The organism is Oceanobacillus locisalsi (genome assembly GCF_042675985.1).
GTDB classification, from domain to species: domain Bacteria; phylum Bacillota; class Bacilli; order Bacillales; family Amphibacillaceae; genus Oceanobacillus; species Oceanobacillus locisalsi.
Genome location: NZ_JBHTKK010000010.1, coordinates 1 through 18,206, shown reverse-complemented (window position 1 = coordinate 18,206; position 18,206 = coordinate 1). Strand labels below are relative to the sequence as shown.

Here is an 18,206-nt window from a genome sequence, read left to right as displayed (position 1 = left end):
ATTCATGATTCGATATAGCTTATGAATTTTTAAATCAGTGGTGACCAATTAAGCCGTAAAAATCCAATTTACCAGTCAAAAAAGGGATACAACCTATTTTCATATCAAAAAAAGCTTGTTTACCCGGCTCAGAAAAGATAAAACGGAATCCTTTTCCAACCAGATAAACAAGCTTATCCATATTATTCTTCTTCAGGGAGTTCGGTATCAATCATAATCATATCCGTACCAATTTTCCGGATGGATTGCCAATGAATCTTGGTTTCTTCCCCTTCTTTCACCAAGCCGAACCATTTATAGCTCGGGATAATGAATGACTCAATTTGTCCTGTTTTCGGATTAATTTCCAGATCGGTCTGACCGAGCATACCAAGTCTTTTTCCTTCATTCACGTTAATAATTTCCTTATCTCCCATGTCACGAAAGCGTACCATCTTAAAACCTCCTTTTCTCCATTCTGCAAACAAGGCATTACGGTTTCAGAACGCTGAAGATTCCATTAATACACTATATGTCCAAAACAGGAAAACATGCCTTATATACGTGAATTCTCAGGTGCAATAAGAGCCCGGGATGGACTTTGCTGGAACACATTTTGGATAACATGTGTTATTTGCTCGTTGGTGATGCCATCAATTTCCCGAACCAAATCATCTAAGGTACGATGTTTTTGTAATACTAATTCATTTCGTCCGTTCCGTGACATCCGGCTGTTTGTGCTTTCCAGCCCCAGCATCAGATTTCCTTTTATCTGCTCCTTGCTGTTCCGTAGTTCTTTTTCTGATAGACCTTGTTCCACAAAATCATGAATGGTGGATTGAATCACTTCTTCCAATTCTCCAAGCTGGTCTTTTCCGGTTCCGGCATAGATTGTCAGCAGACCATCATCCAAAAATGCAGCATGATAAGAAAAGACAGCATAAGCCAGCCCTTTTTTCTCGCGTACTTCCTGGAATAAGCGTGAACTCATACTGCCGCCCAGCACATTATTTACGATAGCCAACGGATATAACTGCTTATCCCCTGCTTCATAACCATTGTAACCGAGGCAGAGATGCGCCTGTTCCGTATCTTTGCTCCGATAAATCTCCTCCTGCAAAAATACAGGCTTTGTTATGTTTTCTTTGGAAGCATTTCTTGTAAATGAGCCGAAATAAGCATCAATCTCATGAATAAAAGCATGGCTTACATTCCCTGCTACTGAAATAACCACATTTTCAGGTGTATAATGATCTTCCACATACTGCTGTAATTGTTTCTGGTCAAAGGACGCCAGCTGTTTTTCTGTTCCAAGAATAGGGTATCCTAACGGATGCTTGCCGTAAGCCGCTTCCGCCAGTAAATCATGCACAATATCATCCGGTGTATCTTCACACATTTTTATTTCTTCATAGACAACTTTCTTCTCTCTTTCCATTTCCTCTTCATCAAAGGTGGATTCAAAGAACATATCCGCTAATACTTCCAGCGCGAATGCTTTATGTGTATCTAATACTTTGGCATAAAAACAGGTATATTCTTTCGAAGTAAACGCATTAATCTGCCCGCCGACAGAGTCAAATGCTTCCGCAATATCCTGCGCACTTCTTGTTTTCGTTCCTTTAAAAAACATATGCTCTAAAAAGTGCGAAATACCGTTATTATGAATGGTTTCATTTCTGGACCCGGTTTTGATCCATACCCCTATGGTCACAGAACGTACAGACGGCATGGATTCTAATACAATCCGTACGCCATTGCTGCTTGTATATTTTTCTACCAATTCTTTTCCTCCTTGTCATACATCCTCTTGTAGCTTAACGCGATTCACTTAACAACGATTCTACTGTTCCTATTTTATACCCTTTTTCTTTAAGTAGGGTAATCATTTGCTCCAGGCCGCTTGTGCTGGACGCAGTTGGATGCATAAGAATCATTGCTCCGGGATGAGCGTTTTTTTCTATGCGATTAACCATAACAGAAACAGATGGATTCTTCCAATCAATTGTGTCCAGCGACCATAATATCGTTTCCATATTTAACTCTGCTGCTGTTTCTACGGTTTCGTCATTAAAGCTTCCGCTGGGAGGCGCAAACCATTTGGGATCGTCTCCGGTAATCGTTTTTAAAATTTGATTGGTTTCTTCGATTTGTGTACGGGCATTATTTTTATCAAGCGTTGCCATATCTGGATGATCATAGGCATGATTGCCGATAACATGTCCTTCTTCTTCAATCATTTTTACAAGACTGGAGTTATTTTGCGCCCATTTTCCTTCAATAAAAAAGGTTGCTTTGACCTGATGATCTTTTAAAATTTGCAGCATTTCCGGGATATGCGCTTCTCCCCAGGAAACATTGATTAAAAAGGAAACCATTTCTTTTTCAGGATGCCCCCGATAAATGGGGGATGGCTCTAAATCTTCCAACAGAATATCGGGAGAGGTTTCATCAAAAACGAGTAGCTCCTCATCCCATTTATTTGCTTCTTGCATTTTTTGATAGGACTCTTCCACATTGACTGTCAATCCGTTCCGTCCCGGTGTTTTTTTCCAGACCTCGTCAATATAAGCATTTTCTGCATCTTCCTGGTACGTATCTTTCTTTTGTTCAATCTCCATATAAAGCGCATCTTTTGGTGCACTTACTTCTATTTCTGACGGATCTACAACGACCGTATCCGTTTGAAAAGGATTATAACGTATATCAAATACCGTAACTATTAAAATGAGAAATACAAGAACATGTGCATACTTTAAATACCGCTTCATCTCTAATCCCTCCCTCTTGATATGTTTATGCTTTTGAAGGGACAAGTATGAATGGTTTTAAAGTACAGCATAAAAAAAGAAACTGAATGAAAAAATCAGCTTCTTTTTTATAAAATATCTATATTCCCAGGAAAAGGGTTATGAATTAGCATTTTCTTTCTTTTCATCTTGCAGAACGGCTTTTCTAGAAAGGTTCACTCTTCCTTGGCGATCAATTTCTTTTACTTTGACCGTAATTTGGTCGCCAATGGAAACGGCGTCTTCCACTTTGTTCGTACGTTCTTCTGCAAGTTCAGAAATATGAACCAGTCCGTCTTTTCCTTTGAACAGTTCCACAAAAGCACCAAATTTTTCAATCCGTTTCACTGTTCCAAGATATACTTGACCGACTTCTACTTCACGTACCAGGTCTTCAATGATTTTTTTCGCTTCCTGGTTCATTGCGCTGTCGGTGGATGAAATAAAGACCTTACCATCCTGTTCAATATCTATTTTCACGCCGGTTTCATCAATAATCTGATTGATTTGTTTCCCGCTCGGTCCGATAACATCACGGATTTTATCAGGATTAATAGACATCGTTAAGATTTTTGGCGCGTATTCAGACAGTTCTTCTTTTGGCTGTTCAATGGTTGCAAGCATGGAATCTAATATATGCATGCGGCCTTTTTTCGCTTGCGTTAATGCTTCTTCTAAAATCGCACGTGACAAGCCTTCGATTTTAATATCCATTTGCAGCGCGGTAACTCCGTTTTCTGTACCGGCCACTTTAAAGTCCATGTCTCCAAGTGCATCTTCCATGCCTTGAATATCGGAAAGGATCGTGTAATCATCTCCTGATTTCACCAGTCCCATCGCAATACCGGCAACCGGTGCTTTTATCGGTACTCCGGCATCCATCATAGCCAATGTACTTGCACAAATACTTGCTTGGGAAGTAGAACCGTTTGATTCAAGCACTTCGGATACAAGACGAATTGTATAAGGGAAATCTTTTTCGCTTGGCACTACTTTTTCCAGCGCTCTTTCACCTAATGCACCGTGACCAATTTCACGACGGCCCGGTCCGCGGATCGGTCCAGTTTCACCAACACTGTACTGCGGGAAATTATAATGATGCATAAAGCGTTTTGTTTCTTCTAAATCAAGTCCGTCTAAGATTTGCACATCACCCAGTGCTCCTAATGTACATACACTTAGAGCCTGTGTCTGTCCACGGGTAAATAAACCAGAGCCATGCGTACGCGGAAGAACATGGATACGAGAAGATAATGGGCGGATTTCATCTACCTTCCGGCCGTCAGGGCGTACTTTCTCTTTTGTAATCAGTCGGCGTACCTCTTCTTTCACGAGGCTATCCAATACCGATTTTACCTGTTTGATTGTTTCTTCTTCTGCCTCTTCTTCCTCATACTTGTCGACAATTTCTTGTTTTACTTTATCGATAGCTTCATCACGAGCATGTTTTTCAACCACTTGAATAGCTTCAACCAGCTTCTCTTTTGCTTCTGCTTCAATTTTTTCAACCAGGGTTTCCTCAGCTTCTGCTGTTTCCACTTCAAACTTCTCTTTGCCAAAAGCTTGTACAATTTCTTCCTGGAAAGCAACGAGACGTTTAATTTCTTCATGTCCGAACATGATTGCCTCAAGCATAACATCTTCCGGCACTTCGTCTGCCCCGGCTTCTACCATGTTGATTGCATCTTTCGTGCCGGCAACGGTTAAATCAATATCGCTTTTTTCCTCTTGTTCCACGGTAGGGTTAATAATTAACTCCCCGTCAACACGACCGACTTGCACACCTGCAATCGGTTGTTCAAACGGAATATCGGAAATACCTAAAGCAATAGAAGAACCAATCATTGCGGCAATCTCGGAAGAGCAGTCTTGGTCAACACTCATAACGGTGCTGATTACTTGCACTTCATTGCGGAATCCATCCGGAAATAACGGGCGGATTGGGCGGTCAATCAGTCTGGAAGACAGGATAGCCTTCTCGCTGGGGCGTCCTTCCCGTTTAATAAATCCTCCTGGTATTTTTCCTACTGCATATAGTCTTTCTTCATAGTTTACAGTTAAAGGGAAAAATGGTAAATCTTTCGGTTCATTGGAAGCAGTTGCTACCGATAGTACCGACGTGTCTCCATAATGAATCATGCAGGCACCATTTGCTTGTTTTGCCAGTTCTCCTACTTCAACTGTAAATTTCTTGCCTGAAATCTCGGTAGAGAACAGCTTTTTTTCGTCTGCCATTAGTTTTGTTGCTCCTTTCAAGGCTACAGCAATTTAAATTAAATATATATGTAGCGCTTCATATATTACATTTTTCTACTATTATTCACAAAAGAATCCCTTTTTATAGGATAAACGATAGCCTGCCGGGAATCAATCACTTCCTATGGTACAGGCTGCCTGATTGTCTCCGTGCATGGCCGCTTTTAATGCTTTTACATAAAAGAAAAAGCAGGATTGCTCCTGCTTTTTGCGTCATTAACGGCGTAAACCAAGTCGTCTGATTAGATCACGGTAACGGGTAACGTCTTTTTCACGTAAATAAGTTAATAAGTTACGGCGTCTACCTACCATTTTCAAGAGACCGCGACGTGAATGGTGGTCCTTTTTATGTGTACGTAAATGCTCGTTTAATGCAGTGATTTCTGCAGTTAAAACAGCGATTTGAACCTCTGGAGATCCAGTATCTGTATCATGCACCTTGTACTCATTAATAATTTCATTTTTACGTTCTTGTGTAATTGCCATGATGGCACCTCCAAAAAAATAATTTTTATCCCCAATCCCCTAGCATACGCCGGAGTTACGTGATGCCAAGCGATGGTTGTACAAATACAAGCATAGCGCTTTTGAAGAAAAAAATCAAGTATAAGTTTATCTATTTTCTAAATAGGCTCTGATCTCCTGGTCATCCTGCTGCATTCTTTCTATCAGCGCTTCCTTCGAATCGAATTTGATTTCATCTCTTGTATGAGACAGCCATTCCATCATTAATTCCTCTCCATACAAATTGTCATCAAAGTCAAACAGGTACACTTCTACAGACATGTCCACCTGGTCTTCCGTGAATGTCGGGTTGGTTCCGATATTCGCCATTCCGCCATATACCCTGTCCTTCCGGTAAACACGTGCAGCGTAGACACCCTGCTTGGGCAGCAGCGTTTCTTTAGGTATAGCCAAGTTTGCAGTGGGATAACCTAATTCACGGCCGCGGCTTGCCCCTTTTACGACAACACCGGATATGGTGTACGGTCTCCCCAGCAGCTGCTCAGCCTCCTCCATTTCTCCGGCGGCCAATGCCTGTCTGATGCGGGTAGAACTGATTTTTTCTTCTTTTAAAGTCACTTTATCTACCGTCTCCCAAGTAAATGCATCTCTTGCATAATGCTGCATATCTGCCATTTGCCCTTTTCCTTTGTGACCAAAAGAATAATCAAAACCGGCAACCAAATGCTGTATATTTAAACCGATAATAAAGTGGTCAATAAATTCTTGCGGACTAAGTTTCGATAATTCCTCATTAAAACGGATAATGTATACACGGTCCACACCCATCTCCTCGACGATTTCCTGTTTCTCAGAAGGCAATGTCAGGTACTTCACATGGGCTGCATCTTTTTTTAACACAACAGAAGGGTGCGGAAAAAAAGTGATGACAGCACTTTCCATATTATTTTGTGCCGCTTTATCTATAGCCTGCTGAATAACCTTTTGATGCCCTTTATGGATTCCGTCAAAAAATCCAATAGCACTGACTGTTTCCGGTAAATCTTCCTTATGTAACGTATGCGGATAGGATAATTCTATCGTTTTCATCCTGCTACACCTTCACTTTCTTTCGTTAGAATACTCTTAATGGTTTCATCTGCTCCGGTTTATCTGGATGTCTGCCATAAATCGCTAACACTTCTTCATTATTTGTAAATACAATCGGATCATTTGTCAAGAAAGGAGTTTCTGTAATCGTTAATTTCTGGCCATTTTTAATACGGGCCTTTAATGCTTCATCTACTTCTTGATGTGTTAAATGGCTTAATCCTTCTGAAATCGGACTTAACAGCTGTTCCTGTTCGCTTTTGGTAGCTGCCTCCTCTATCATAGCAAAAGTCACCGTCTTTTTCTTGGAAAAGCTGCCGGTTTGTATTCTTTCTAACTGCAGCATGTGTGCCGGGTAGCCTAATTGTTTTCCAATATCCACGCATAACGTTCGGATATAGGTTCCTTTAGAACAAGTAACATATATATCAAAGGTGTTTTTTTCCTCATCTATAGCTGTAAGCTGCAAATCATGAATAAATACTTCCCGCACCGGCCTTTCGACTTCTTCATTTGCTCTTGCATATTCATAAAGTTTTTTGCCATGCACTTTTACAGCAGAGTACATAGGCGGCACTTGGGTTATGGCCCCTTTATTTTTTTCTAAAACAGCTTCTATTTCTGACTTCTCCGGCATGCGGGTCACTCCTTTTTCGGCCATCACATTTCCGGTTGCATCTTCTGTATCTGTTTCCGCTCCTAAGGCTACCGTTCCTAAATAAACTTTTTCTGTATCTGTCAAATACGGAACAATCTTGGTAGCTTGACCAATACAAATAGGCAGTACGCCCTCTACTTCCGGATCTAACGTCCCGGTATGCCCGACTTTTTTCGTTTGAAAATAGCGGCGGCATTTCGCCACACAATCAAAAGAAGTCATGCCCTTAGGCTTCCAAAGCGGTAAAATTCCATTCACCATAAAAAGCCATCCTTTCTTCAAGAAATAGTCAATAGAACGAGGCTCTCTATCATCCTCCGTGGAGATTTTACATCCTAAAAGTAAAAACTGATCCCCCCGGAAAGCAGAAGAATCAGTTTTCAACATTACTTATTAAGATCTCTCAAGATAGCATCTATCCGATTACCCTGCTCGATTGCTTCATCAAATTCAAAGCTGAGTTCAGGAGTTTTACGCAAACGAATCCGCTTGCCGATTTCTGAACGAATAAACCCTTTTGCTTTTGCAAGTCCCAATAAAGTTTCCTGCTTTTTCTTCTCATCACCTAATACCGAAATAAAAATTTTTGCCTGCTGCAAATCGCCGGTTACTTCTACATCGGTAACTGTCACAAAGCCTACACGGGGATCTTTTATTTTTCTGGATAAAATATCACCCATTTCTTTTTTCATTTGCTCTGCAACGCGATGGGCTCTTAATTCAGCCATTCATCTCACCTCACATACTTCGATGAACCTTCATGTTAAAGGATGTTCAAAAAGCTCTTGTCTGAAAGCATTTATTGCTTAACATGCAGATCTTTTTGAACACGCACTTTTACAATCGTTCTACATTGGTTATTGTTCTCTCTAATTCAGAAAAAGAATCTATTGTGTGTAAAGCTTGTTGGATTACTTTTTCAGCATGCACATAATCCGTCGAAACAATGACAATCCCGAGTTTTGTTCGTTGCCAAAGGTCTTGAAACCCAATCTCAGAAACCGAAACATTATAAGATTGACGTAATTTGTTCATCACCCGTTTTAAAACGGACCGTTTCGCCTTTAATGAATTTCCTTCATACAACATACATTCTACTTCTGCATAGAGAATCATTTTCTTTCTATTTCTTCCATGACATAAGCTTCGATTGTGTCGCCTTCTTTAATATCATTAAAGTTCTTCAATGTGATACCACATTCATAGTTTTTTTGAACTTCTTTTACATCATCTTTAAAACGTTTCAAATCAAGCAGGTCGCCTTCAAAAAGTACGACACCGTCACGAATTAAACGGACGCTGGAATCCCTCGTGATTTTACCGTCTGTTACATAGCTTCCGGCAATCGTACCGATACGTGATACCTTAAATGTTTCACGGACTTCCGCCTGACCGATTACTTTTTCTTGATACTCTGGGTCAAGCAGGCCTTTCATGGCTGATTCGATTTCTTCAATCGCGCTATAGATAACACGATGAAGACGTAAATCAATTTTTTCGGATTCTGCAGCTCTTTTCGCATTCGCATCCGGACGGACATTGAACCCGATCACAATGGCATTGGATGCAGAAGCAAGGATAATATCGGATTCCTTAATCGCACCTACGCCGGTGTGGATGATTTTAACATTTACACCTTCCACTTCAATTTTTCGCAGAGAAGCTGCCAGAGCTTCCACAGAACCTTGAACATCGGCTTTAACAATAAGGTTTAATTCTTTCATTTCCCCTTGCTTAATTTGCTCAAACAAATCATCTAAGCTGACCGTAGATTGACTGCCACGATTTTCATCAATTTCTTTCTCTTGACGGGCGGTACCAATTTGACGCGCTTTTTTCTCATCTGAAAATGCAAGGAATTGGTCGCCGGCCTGCGGAACATGTTGCAGTCCGGTAATTTCAGCCGGTGCGGATGGACCGACTTCATTCACACGCTGTCCGAGGTCGTTTACCATCGCACGCACTTTTCCGTACGTACTTCCCACAACCAGCGGGTCACCGACATGCAATGTACCGTTTTGTATCAGCAGAGTCGCTACAGATCCTCTACCTTTATCTAACTTGGCATCAATAACTGTACCGAAAGCTTTTGCATCCGGATTTGCTTTTAGTTCTTCTACTTCCGCAACTAACAAAATCATCTCGAGCAGGTCATCTATACCTTCCCCTTTTACAGCAGAAAGATTCGCAAAGATGGTGCTGCCTCCCCAAGCTTCCGGAACTAATTCATGCTCTGTCAACTCCTGCATAACGCGATCCGGGTTAGCACCCTCTTTATCCATTTTATTAACTGCGACGATAATTGGTACTCCTGCAGCTTTCGCATGGTTAATTGCCTCTGTTGTTTGCGGCATAACGCCATCATCTGCAGCAACAACTAAAATAGCAATATCCGTTACCTGTGCACCGCGCGAACGCATGCTGGTAAACGCAGCGTGGCCCGGCGTATCCAGGAACGTCACTTTTTTCCCGTCGTTTTCAACCTGATAAGCGCCAATATGCTGTGTGATACCGCCAGCTTCACCAGCTGTCACTTTTGTATGACGAATAGCATCCAGCAGTGTTGTTTTTCCGTGGTCAACATGTCCCATAATTGTAACAACAGCAGGACGTTCTACTAATTTATCACTATCGTCTTCTTCAATATATTTGTCAAGGTCTGTATCTTCCAGAATGATTTCTTTTTCTACTTCTACATTAAATTCTTCACAAATTAACTCAACAGCGTCATCTTCCAGGTCCTGGTTTTTTGTAGCCATCACACCCATAAACATCAATTTCTTGATGATTTCAGACGGCTCTTTTTGCAGTTTATCTGCTAATTCTTGTACGGTTAAAGTACCATGGTACATAATTTTACTTGGAGTTTCTTTCACTAATGACTGCCCCTTTTGCGGTTGATGTTGTTTCCCTTTTTTAGAGGAATGTTGTTTTTTATTATTCGGATTTTCTTTCTTCCCGCGCTGATTTGCATTCGGTTTTTGATTCGTCGTTTTTTTATCTTTTGGCTTCTTATTCGCAGCTGTCTGATTATTATTATTTTGTTTTGGCTGCGGGTTGAATTTTTCATCCAATTGTTTGATTTCTTTATCAGTAATAGTAGACATATGATTGGAAACTTCTATATTCTTATTCTTTAAAAATTGAATGATTTCCTTACTCGCAACGTTATTTTTCTTTGCGTATTCATATACACGTATTTTGCTCATACCTTCACCTCCGGATTATTTTATCCAACAAACTAAAAATGGAGAGCGCCCTTAAATACGGCCGCTTACTTGTATTTACCCGCTTTGACGGAATTTACCGGACACATACCGGCTTTCCTTCCATACGCGATATGACCATTTTTCAGCCGTTGAACATACAGCGCTGCAATCTCTTTCGTTTGGCGCCCGGAGCTAGAAAGCTATATCTATAGCTTGGGAGTTCATTCTCGAAAAAGGTTACACCTTCTTTGTTAATAAAGAAAGGAGTTTTTTGGCAAAACCTGCATCCAATATGGCTATCGCAACCCGCTGTTCTTTCCCGATTGCCTGTGATAATACTTCCCGATCAGCGACAAAACGGTACGGAACATCAAACGAGTTGCATTTATCCGCAAGTTTCTTTTTCGTTTGCGGTCCAATATCTTCAGCCAATAAGACAAGCTTTGCACGACCTTTACGGATATCCTTTATAATGTTATCTCCTGTGGAACATTTACCTGCTCTGACAGCGAGACCAATGATGTTTAGATAATTCGGATTCATGTCATTCTCCCTCTACTAAAGCTTCTAACTCATCGTAGATTGTCGGACTTACTTCTGCATTCAATGTTTTGTTAAGCGCACCCGTTTGCCGGGCCTGCTCAATCACAGACTTATCTTTGGAAAGGTAAGCGCCGCGGCCGTTTTTCTTGCCGGTTTCATCCACAAACACTTCCCCTTCCTTATTCCGGACAATGCGGATTAAGTCTTTTTTCGGCTTCATTTCATTTGTAATAACACATTTTCGTTCTGGTATTTTTTTCTTCTTAGCCAAGGGAAATACCTCCTTATTCAAACAAATCTTCATCGTTGTCAGAATAAGCTGCTTCTACATCTGCATCATCAAGCAAACCTTCTGCTCTTGCGTCGGATTCACTTTTAATATCAATTTTCCAGCCTGTAAGTTTAGCGGCTAACCGTGCATTCTGTCCCCGTTTGCCGATTGCCAGTGATAATTGATAGTCCGGCACAATAACAGTCGTTGCTTTATCTTCCTCATCTACCAGTACTTTCAATACTTTGGAAGGGCTTAAAGCATTTGATACATAAACAACCGGATCTTCCGACCACTCGACTATATCAATCTTTTCCCCTTTTAACTCGGTAACAATCGCTTGAACGCGCTGTCCTTTCTGTCCTACACAGGAACCTACCGGATCGATTTCCGGATCTGGCGCATGAACAGATATTTTAGAACGGTCGCCGGCCTCACGGGAAACAGATCTGATTTCCACAATGCCATCATAAATTTCTGGGACTTCCATTTCAAATAACCGTTTTAATAAACCGGGATGGGAACGCGAAATATAAATTTGCGGTCCTTTACTTGTATTCTCCACTTTTGTTACAAACACTTTCAAACGATCGTGGGGATGATATTCTTCGGTTGGCATCTGTTCAGCTTCTGCCAGCTTGGCTTCAATTTTTCCAAGATGCACATAGACAAAACGGGCATCCTTGCGCTGAACAATCCCTGTCATAACATCTTCTTCTCTATCAACATATTCAGAGAAAATTACACCGCGTTCTGCCTCACGCACACGCTGGGTAACTACTTGCTTTGCAGCCTGTGCAGCAATACGTCCAAAATCTTTCGGTGTTACTTCCACTTCGATAACATCATCTGCTTCATAATTTGGATTAATACTTTTTGCTTCATCAAGAGATATTTCAAGCTGGTCGTCTTCTACGTTTTCAACAATCGTTTTTCTCGCAAAGACACCCATCTTTCCAGTCGTTTCATTTAACTCCACTCGGACATTTGACGCTGCTTTAAAATTTTTCTTATAAGCAGAAATAAGCGCTGCTTCCAAGGCCTCCATCAAAATATCCTTTTCTATCCCTTTTTCTTTTGCTAAATGATCAATCGCATCAAACAACTGCGTGCTCACTTTTTCTTTTCCCCCTTCTGGTTGATGTTTATCAATAAATCAGATAAAAGGAGATGTAAATCCTTTTACCGTCTTTTTAAAGGCACTCATTAAAACATGACTGCAAGTCTTGCTTTTGCAACTTTTTCATAAGGTATTTCCACGGTTTTCTTTCTTGTTTTTTCTTTGTATTCAATCGAAAGGGTGTTATTCTCTACATTTTGTAAAGTACCTTCAAATGTTTTTTCATCATCAATTTTCTCATATAATTTGACGAAAACATTCTGTCCAATATTTTCTTTTAAGTCTTCCAATGTTTTTAACGGCTTTTCAACCCCAGGGGAAGATACTTCCAGAAAATAAGGTTCTTTAATCGGATCGGCTTCATCCAGTTTTTCACTTAACTGTTCAGATACCTCGCCACATTCTACAATGTCAATACCGCCCTCTTTATCAATATAAACACGTAGAAACCAGTTTTTTCCTTCTTTCACATATTCCATATCAACTAATTCTAAATTTTTCTCTTCTAAAATTGGATTAACTAATTCCGTTGCTATATCAATTATCTTAGAACTCAAGTGTAAACCTCCTTTAACCATGTCTCCGCACTTTCCCCCAATATAAAACCCCTGCCTAAAAAAGTGGCGGGGGAAGCAGAGAGTCCTGTTTAGGCGGAGTATGAAGAAAGAGCGGGCGTGAACCCACTCTTTGCATTCGTACGTATCAAACATTCTAACCAAAAAATAGTATAGCATATTCTATACCCCATTGCAAACCATCAAAACAAGACTTCAAAGCTTTCCAGAGCTGTGCCGTTACAGTCAGTTTTCCCAAAAACAGGGCATTTTAACCGGATAATCCATCTCATTTAGAATAAAGAAAGCTGGTTTTTTTCTTCCATTCCTTCTAAGCATCCATGGTTATCTAAATACTCCAGCACCGTTTTGGAAATTTTACTTCTTTCTCTTAAATCTTCTTTTGATAAAAATTCGCCTTCTTCACGCGCTTTAACAATATTTAAGGCAGCGTTTGTCCCTAAACCGTCCACAGCGTTGAAAGGAGGGAGCAGGGAATTCCCGTCCACAATAAACTCTGTCGCGCTTGATTTATATAAATCTACCTTGTTAAAGGATAGACCGCGTTCACACATTTCTAGACAAATCTCCAGCACCGTAAGCAGACTTTTCTCTTTCGGTGAAGCATCATTGCCTTTGTAACTGATTTCTTCAATACGTTTCCGAATCGCATCTGACCCTTTAATCATCGTATCTAATTCAAAATCATCTGCGCGGACAGTAAAATAGGCAGCGTAAAAAAGAATCGGATGATGCACTTTGAAATAGGCAATGCGCACAGCCATCAGTACATAGGCTGCAGCGTGGGCTTTCGGGAACATGTATTTGATTTTCTTACAAGATTCAATATACCAGTCAGGTACACCGTTCTTTTTCATTTCCTCGATCCATTCATCCTTCAAACCTCTGCCTTTACGGACAAACTCCATGATATTAAATGCCAAGGATGGTTCTAATCCTTTATGCATTAAATACACCATAATATCATCCCGGCACCCGATAACATCGGGAAGATTACAAATGCCGTCATTAATCAATTCCTGCGCATTGCCGAGCCATACATCGGTACCATGCGACAATCCAGATATAATGATTAATTCCGCAAATGTCTTCGGCTTCGTATCTTCCAGCATCTGCCGGACAAATCTTGTACCAAATTCCGGTACGCCCAACGTTCCTGTTTTACACTGGATTTGCTCCGGCGTAACGCCTAGAGATTCCGTTCCGCCAAAGATTTTCATTACTTCTTCATCATCTGTCGGAATGGTTTTCGGATCAATACCGCTTAAATCCTGAAGCATCCGGATGACGGTCGGATCATCGTGTCCGAGTATATCCAGCTTCAGCAAATTATCATGAATCGAGTGGAAATCAAAATGCGTTGTCCGCCATTCACTGTTCCTGTCGTCCGCCGGGAACTGGATTGGCGTAAAATCATAAATTTCTTTATCATCCGGGACAACAATAATTCCTCCCGGATGCTGTCCGGTCGTTCTTTTCACCCCTGTACAGCCTTGTACAAGCCGGTCAATTTCTGCATTTTTGTAAACCAGCTGATGATCGGAAGCGTACCCTTTCACATAACCATAGGCTGTTTTTTCAGCGACCGTTCCTATTGTTCCCGCTCTGTAAACATTATCTACCCCAAACAAATCTTTCGTATAGTTATGAGCACGAGGCTGATAGTCGCCTGAGAAGTTCAAGTCAATATCGGGCACTTTATCCCCTTTAAAGCCTAGGAATGTTTCAAAAGGAATATCGTGTCCATCTTTTCTCAGCGCAGCTCCGCAAGATGGACAAGCCTTATCTTCTAAATCAAAGCCGCTTGCAACCGAACCATCTGTAAAGAATTCGGAGTGCTTACAGCTTGGGCATACATAATGCGGCGGCAGCGGGTTCACTTCGGTAATTTCGGTCATTGTTGCAACAAAGGATGAACCGACCGATCCCCTGGAACCTACCAGATAACCATCATTCAGTGACTTTTTAACAAGCTTCTGGGAAATTAAATAGATAACAGCAAAGCCATTTCCGATAATACTCTCTAACTCTGTTTCCAGACGCTTCGTCACAATTTCCGGTATAGGTTCCCCATATATTTCCTTGGCCATGTTATAGCATAAATCCCGCATTTCTTGTTCGGCGCCTTCAATATTCGGTGTAAACAAACCGTCCTGGATAGGAGAAATCTCCTCTATATTATCTGCTAATTGTTGCGTGTTTTGAACAACGACTTCTTTTGCTTTTTTTTCCCCTAAAAAGGAGAAAGCCGCAAGCATTTCATTCGTTGTCCGGAACGGCGTGTCCGGCAGGGTTTGCCGATTTAATGGGTTACCGGCCTGAGAAGCAATCAGAATTTGACGGTATTGCTTATCAAAGTCATGCAGATAGTGGACGTTTCCGGTTGCTGTTACCAGTTTACCCATCCGGTCGCCAAGATCAACGAGTTTTCGCAGTATATCGACAATCTGCGCTTCATTTTGTACTAAATCTTTATCTACTAAATGCACAAAGTTTTTTGGCGGCTGCACTTCAATATAGTCATAAAATTCGGCAACCTGTTCCGCTTCTTCCTCGGATTTCTGCATCATTGTTTCAAATACTTCACCGCGGTCACATGCTGTTCCGATCAAGAGTCCTTCGCGATATTTTTTCAAAATAGACCTTGGCAGCCGCGGCTCACGGTAGAAATAGTCAATATGCGCATGGGACACAATCTTGTATAAATTTTTCAAGCCTTCCTGTGTCTGCGCTAAAATCGTACAGTGATACGGTCTGGAACGCTGATAGGCATTGTTCTCTCCCATGTGGTTATTTAAGTCTTGGTGGTTGGTTATGTCTCTTTCCAACAATTTCTGAACCAGGTTCCACAACAAATAGCCAGTAGCTTCCGCATCATAAATCGCACGGTGATGCTGTGTTAATTCAATCCCTAAATGTTTACACAAGGTATTCAAACGGTGGTTTTTGAGCTCGGTAATTAAAAACCGCGCTAATTCCAGTGTATCAATGACCGGATTAGCTGCTTTCGCATAGTCAATCCGTTTAAATCCTTGATTTAAGAAGCCCATATCAAAGCTTGCATTATGCGCTACTAAGATATCGTCGCCCATCCAGGCATGAAATTCTTTTAACACATCATCTACTTCTGGAGCATCCTTCACCATATCATCTGTGATACCTGTTAAATCAGTTGTTGTCTGTGATAGCGGATGATGTGGATTGGCAAAAGATTCAAACCGGTCAATAATTTCTCCATCCTTCACCTTTACAGCGGCCAATTCTATAATGGTATCGTACACCGCAGACAGTCCTGTTGTTTCCACGTCAAATACCACATACGTGTCCTCTTTTAAAGAACGGTCGCTCTCATTGTAGGCAATTGGAACACCATCATCGACCAGGTTTGCTTCTACGCCATAGAGTACTTTTACACCATTTTTCTGTCCGGCATAGTACGCATCCGGAAAGCCTTGTACTCCGGCATGGTCCGTGATAGCAATCGCAGGTTGACCCCATTTCCCCGCTTGTTCTATTAACGCCTCTGGAGAGACAACAGCATCCATTTGGCTCATGGTCGTATGGGCATGCAGTTCGACTCTTTTTTCGTTTTCCGGCGCCTCGTCTTGTTTTTCTTTGACTTGCACCTCGTGAATATCCTTTGCCATCATAGCCAGTTCATTAGTATACATATCTGTCTGGATACTTCCGCGGGCTTTTGCCCACATGCCTTTTTTCACAGATTGAAACTTGCTGACATCTTCATCACCGCCTGAGAACATTTTGATTTGCAGGGAATCTGTATAATCGGTTACTTTCATAATCAACAGACTACGCCCGGATCGCAGTTCACGGATTTCAGCATCAAAAACATACCCTTGTACCGTGATACGTCTTTCTTCTTCTAGGATTTGATTCATCTCTACAGGTTCATCTTGAATTTTATAACCAATTGCAAGCGGCTGACTGACAGGCGTATCTTTCTCTTTATCCCGTTTTTCTTTTTCCTTAACCGTTTTTTGAACCAGCTCCTGATCCTCTTTAGCTTTGTTATCCTGAAACGCCTGCATTTCATCTTGATTTGCTTGCACTTCAAAATCAATAGCATAAGGTCTGGCCCCGATTTGATAACAGAATTGACTAAAGGCAGGTTCCAGTCTTTTTTTCAAAATATTTGATTCTGTTTCATTTCTGGAAGTCAGCATAATCTTATTTTCCGCAATGCGCGGTGTCTGCTGCATCACCATTTCCTGATGGGCGGGGGAAATCGGTGTTGTTGCCAAAAAGTGTTTCCAATATACGCCCATGTCTTTTTCATTACATTGTTTATTATCTGTATGTAATGTCAGCTCTACCTTGTCCGCAATGGATGAGAAGCTTTTTTGCAGGGACTGGTATAAATATAAATATTCATCAAAAGGAAGCACATCTTCTAAATGAATATAAAAATGCCATTTTTTCTCTTGTTTATATACTTCTACTTTTTCCAAATAACTTGAAGCAAAATACGTTTGAATCGATGTTTCTGACAATTGAATTTGCTCAAGCAGCAATTTCATTTTTTCTTGCTTGGAAATCCCCATTTATGCCCCTCCAATCTATAGACATTTTTATTTATGAAAAGAAAACTTCATTTATTATTACTCAACTTACGCACCTAAGAATAAACATATAAACCTTGCTTTTCCAAGGTGAACAGGTTCTCTGTTATCATGCTTGCTTTTCGATAACGCGTCCTTTTTTTTGAACAAGGTATGGTGTGTAGCAACCGCTCCGGCCAACCACTCCGCTTTCCATGGGGACGGCTTCAGCTAACTTGAAAAGAAGACCGCTTTTCAAGTGGATCTTCAGCTCGCCCTGTTCCCATAGGAGTCTCCGTGGTTGGCCTGCGCTCTAATAGGATGCTACAACGCTTGGAAGAAATAACATCTTAATGAAATTAGATGAAATAATCGCTTTTAAGCCTAAATAAACCATCATTCTGGTGTTTCAAAATGATTGATTACATGACAGCATGAATCGTTTCTATTGAGAATAGCTTTCATGCACAGAATGGAATGAGTGCGGAACATTTTTACCATGCATCACGGAAAATGTGTTCTGTCTGATCTGACTTTTATTTGTTCAGCTATTTCATGTATAGAATATCCCACTAGCGGAGGCGGACCGTTTTGACTCCTGAAAGGAAAGCGGAAAGCGTCGTTTAAAAACGTAACAACTGGACCGAAGCAACTGAGATAAAGGAATCACCGTGAGTTTACGAACGGATGATG

The 18,206-nt window shown here is 41.0% G+C and carries 15 protein-coding genes; all 15 read right to left on the bottom strand.

The features are described from left to right. Positions 1–182: 182 nt before the first annotated feature. The 15 genes from ACFQ19_RS09595 to ACFQ19_RS09525 all read right to left on the bottom strand — a co-directional run bounded on the left by ACFQ19_RS09595 (position 183) and on the right by ACFQ19_RS09525 (position 17,516). A complete protein-coding gene (locus ACFQ19_RS09595; RefSeq protein WP_379591860.1) occupies positions 183–434 on the bottom strand; it encodes a YlmC/YmxH family sporulation protein in 252 nt (83 codons plus the stop codon). Between the two features lie 101 nt (positions 435–535). After that, complete coding sequence (locus tag ACFQ19_RS09590) at positions 536–1,762, bottom strand: M16 family metallopeptidase (RefSeq protein WP_379591859.1); 1,227 nt, start codon at positions 1,760–1,762, stop codon at positions 536–538. Positions 1,763–1,796: 34 nt separating this feature from the next. Continuing rightward, positions 1,797–2,750 (bottom strand): polysaccharide deacetylase family protein, encoded by a 954-nt coding sequence (locus tag ACFQ19_RS09585; RefSeq protein WP_379591858.1) that lies wholly within the window; start codon positions 2,748–2,750, stop codon positions 1,797–1,799. A 138-nt stretch (positions 2,751–2,888) separates the two neighbouring features. Continuing rightward, a complete protein-coding gene (pnp, locus tag ACFQ19_RS09580) occupies positions 2,889–5,003 on the bottom strand; it encodes a polyribonucleotide nucleotidyltransferase (protein WP_379591857.1) in 2,115 nt (704 codons plus the stop codon). Between the two features lie 237 nt (positions 5,004–5,240). Next, complete coding sequence (gene rpsO, locus ACFQ19_RS09575) at positions 5,241–5,510, bottom strand: 30S ribosomal protein S15 (protein ID WP_379591856.1); 270 nt, start codon at positions 5,508–5,510, stop codon at positions 5,241–5,243. A gap of 126 nt (positions 5,511–5,636) precedes the next feature. Beyond that, complete coding sequence (locus ACFQ19_RS09570) at positions 5,637–6,578, bottom strand: bifunctional riboflavin kinase/FAD synthetase (RefSeq protein WP_379591855.1); 942 nt, start codon at positions 6,576–6,578, stop codon at positions 5,637–5,639. Positions 6,579–6,603: 25 nt separating this feature from the next. Next, positions 6,604–7,497 carry a tRNA pseudouridine(55) synthase TruB gene (truB, locus tag ACFQ19_RS09565; RefSeq protein WP_379591854.1) on the bottom strand — a complete coding sequence of 298 codons (894 nt, stop codon included), beginning with the start codon at positions 7,495–7,497 and terminating at the stop codon, positions 6,604–6,606. Positions 7,498–7,622: 125 nt separating this feature from the next. Next, positions 7,623–7,964, bottom strand: a complete 342-nt coding sequence (gene rbfA / locus ACFQ19_RS09560; protein WP_379591853.1) for a 30S ribosome-binding factor RbfA — start codon at positions 7,962–7,964, stop codon at positions 7,623–7,625. Positions 7,965–8,073: 109 nt separating this feature from the next. After that, entirely contained in the window at positions 8,074–8,352 is a 279-nt protein-coding gene (locus ACFQ19_RS09555) for a DUF503 domain-containing protein (protein WP_379591852.1), read from the bottom strand. Beyond that, a complete protein-coding gene (infB, locus tag ACFQ19_RS09550; RefSeq protein WP_379591851.1) occupies positions 8,349–10,445 on the bottom strand; it encodes a translation initiation factor IF-2 in 2,097 nt (698 codons plus the stop codon). The genes ACFQ19_RS09555 and infB overlap by 4 nt, the downstream gene beginning before the upstream one ends. Positions 10,446–10,682: 237 nt before the next feature. Next, entirely contained in the window at positions 10,683–10,988 is a 306-nt protein-coding gene (locus ACFQ19_RS09545) for a L7Ae/L30e/S12e/Gadd45 family ribosomal protein (protein ID WP_379591850.1), read from the bottom strand. Between the two features lies 1 nt (position 10,989). After that, complete coding sequence (gene rnpM / locus ACFQ19_RS09540; RefSeq protein WP_379591849.1) at positions 10,990–11,259, bottom strand: RNase P modulator RnpM; 270 nt, start codon at positions 11,257–11,259, stop codon at positions 10,990–10,992. 13 nt (positions 11,260–11,272) lie between these two features. Next, positions 11,273–12,376: a transcription termination factor NusA gene (nusA, locus tag ACFQ19_RS09535; protein WP_379591848.1), complete on the bottom strand. Its 1,104-nt coding sequence runs from the start codon at positions 12,374–12,376 to the stop codon at positions 11,273–11,275. Between the two features lie 89 nt (positions 12,377–12,465). Then, positions 12,466–12,936, bottom strand: coding sequence for a ribosome maturation factor RimP (rimP, locus tag ACFQ19_RS09530; protein ID WP_379591847.1), 471 nt, complete (start codon positions 12,934–12,936; stop codon positions 12,466–12,468). Between the two features lie 290 nt (positions 12,937–13,226). Next, complete coding sequence (locus ACFQ19_RS09525) at positions 13,227–17,516, bottom strand: PolC-type DNA polymerase III (RefSeq protein ID WP_379591846.1); 4,290 nt, start codon at positions 17,514–17,516, stop codon at positions 13,227–13,229. Positions 17,517–18,206: the final 690 nt, after the last annotated feature.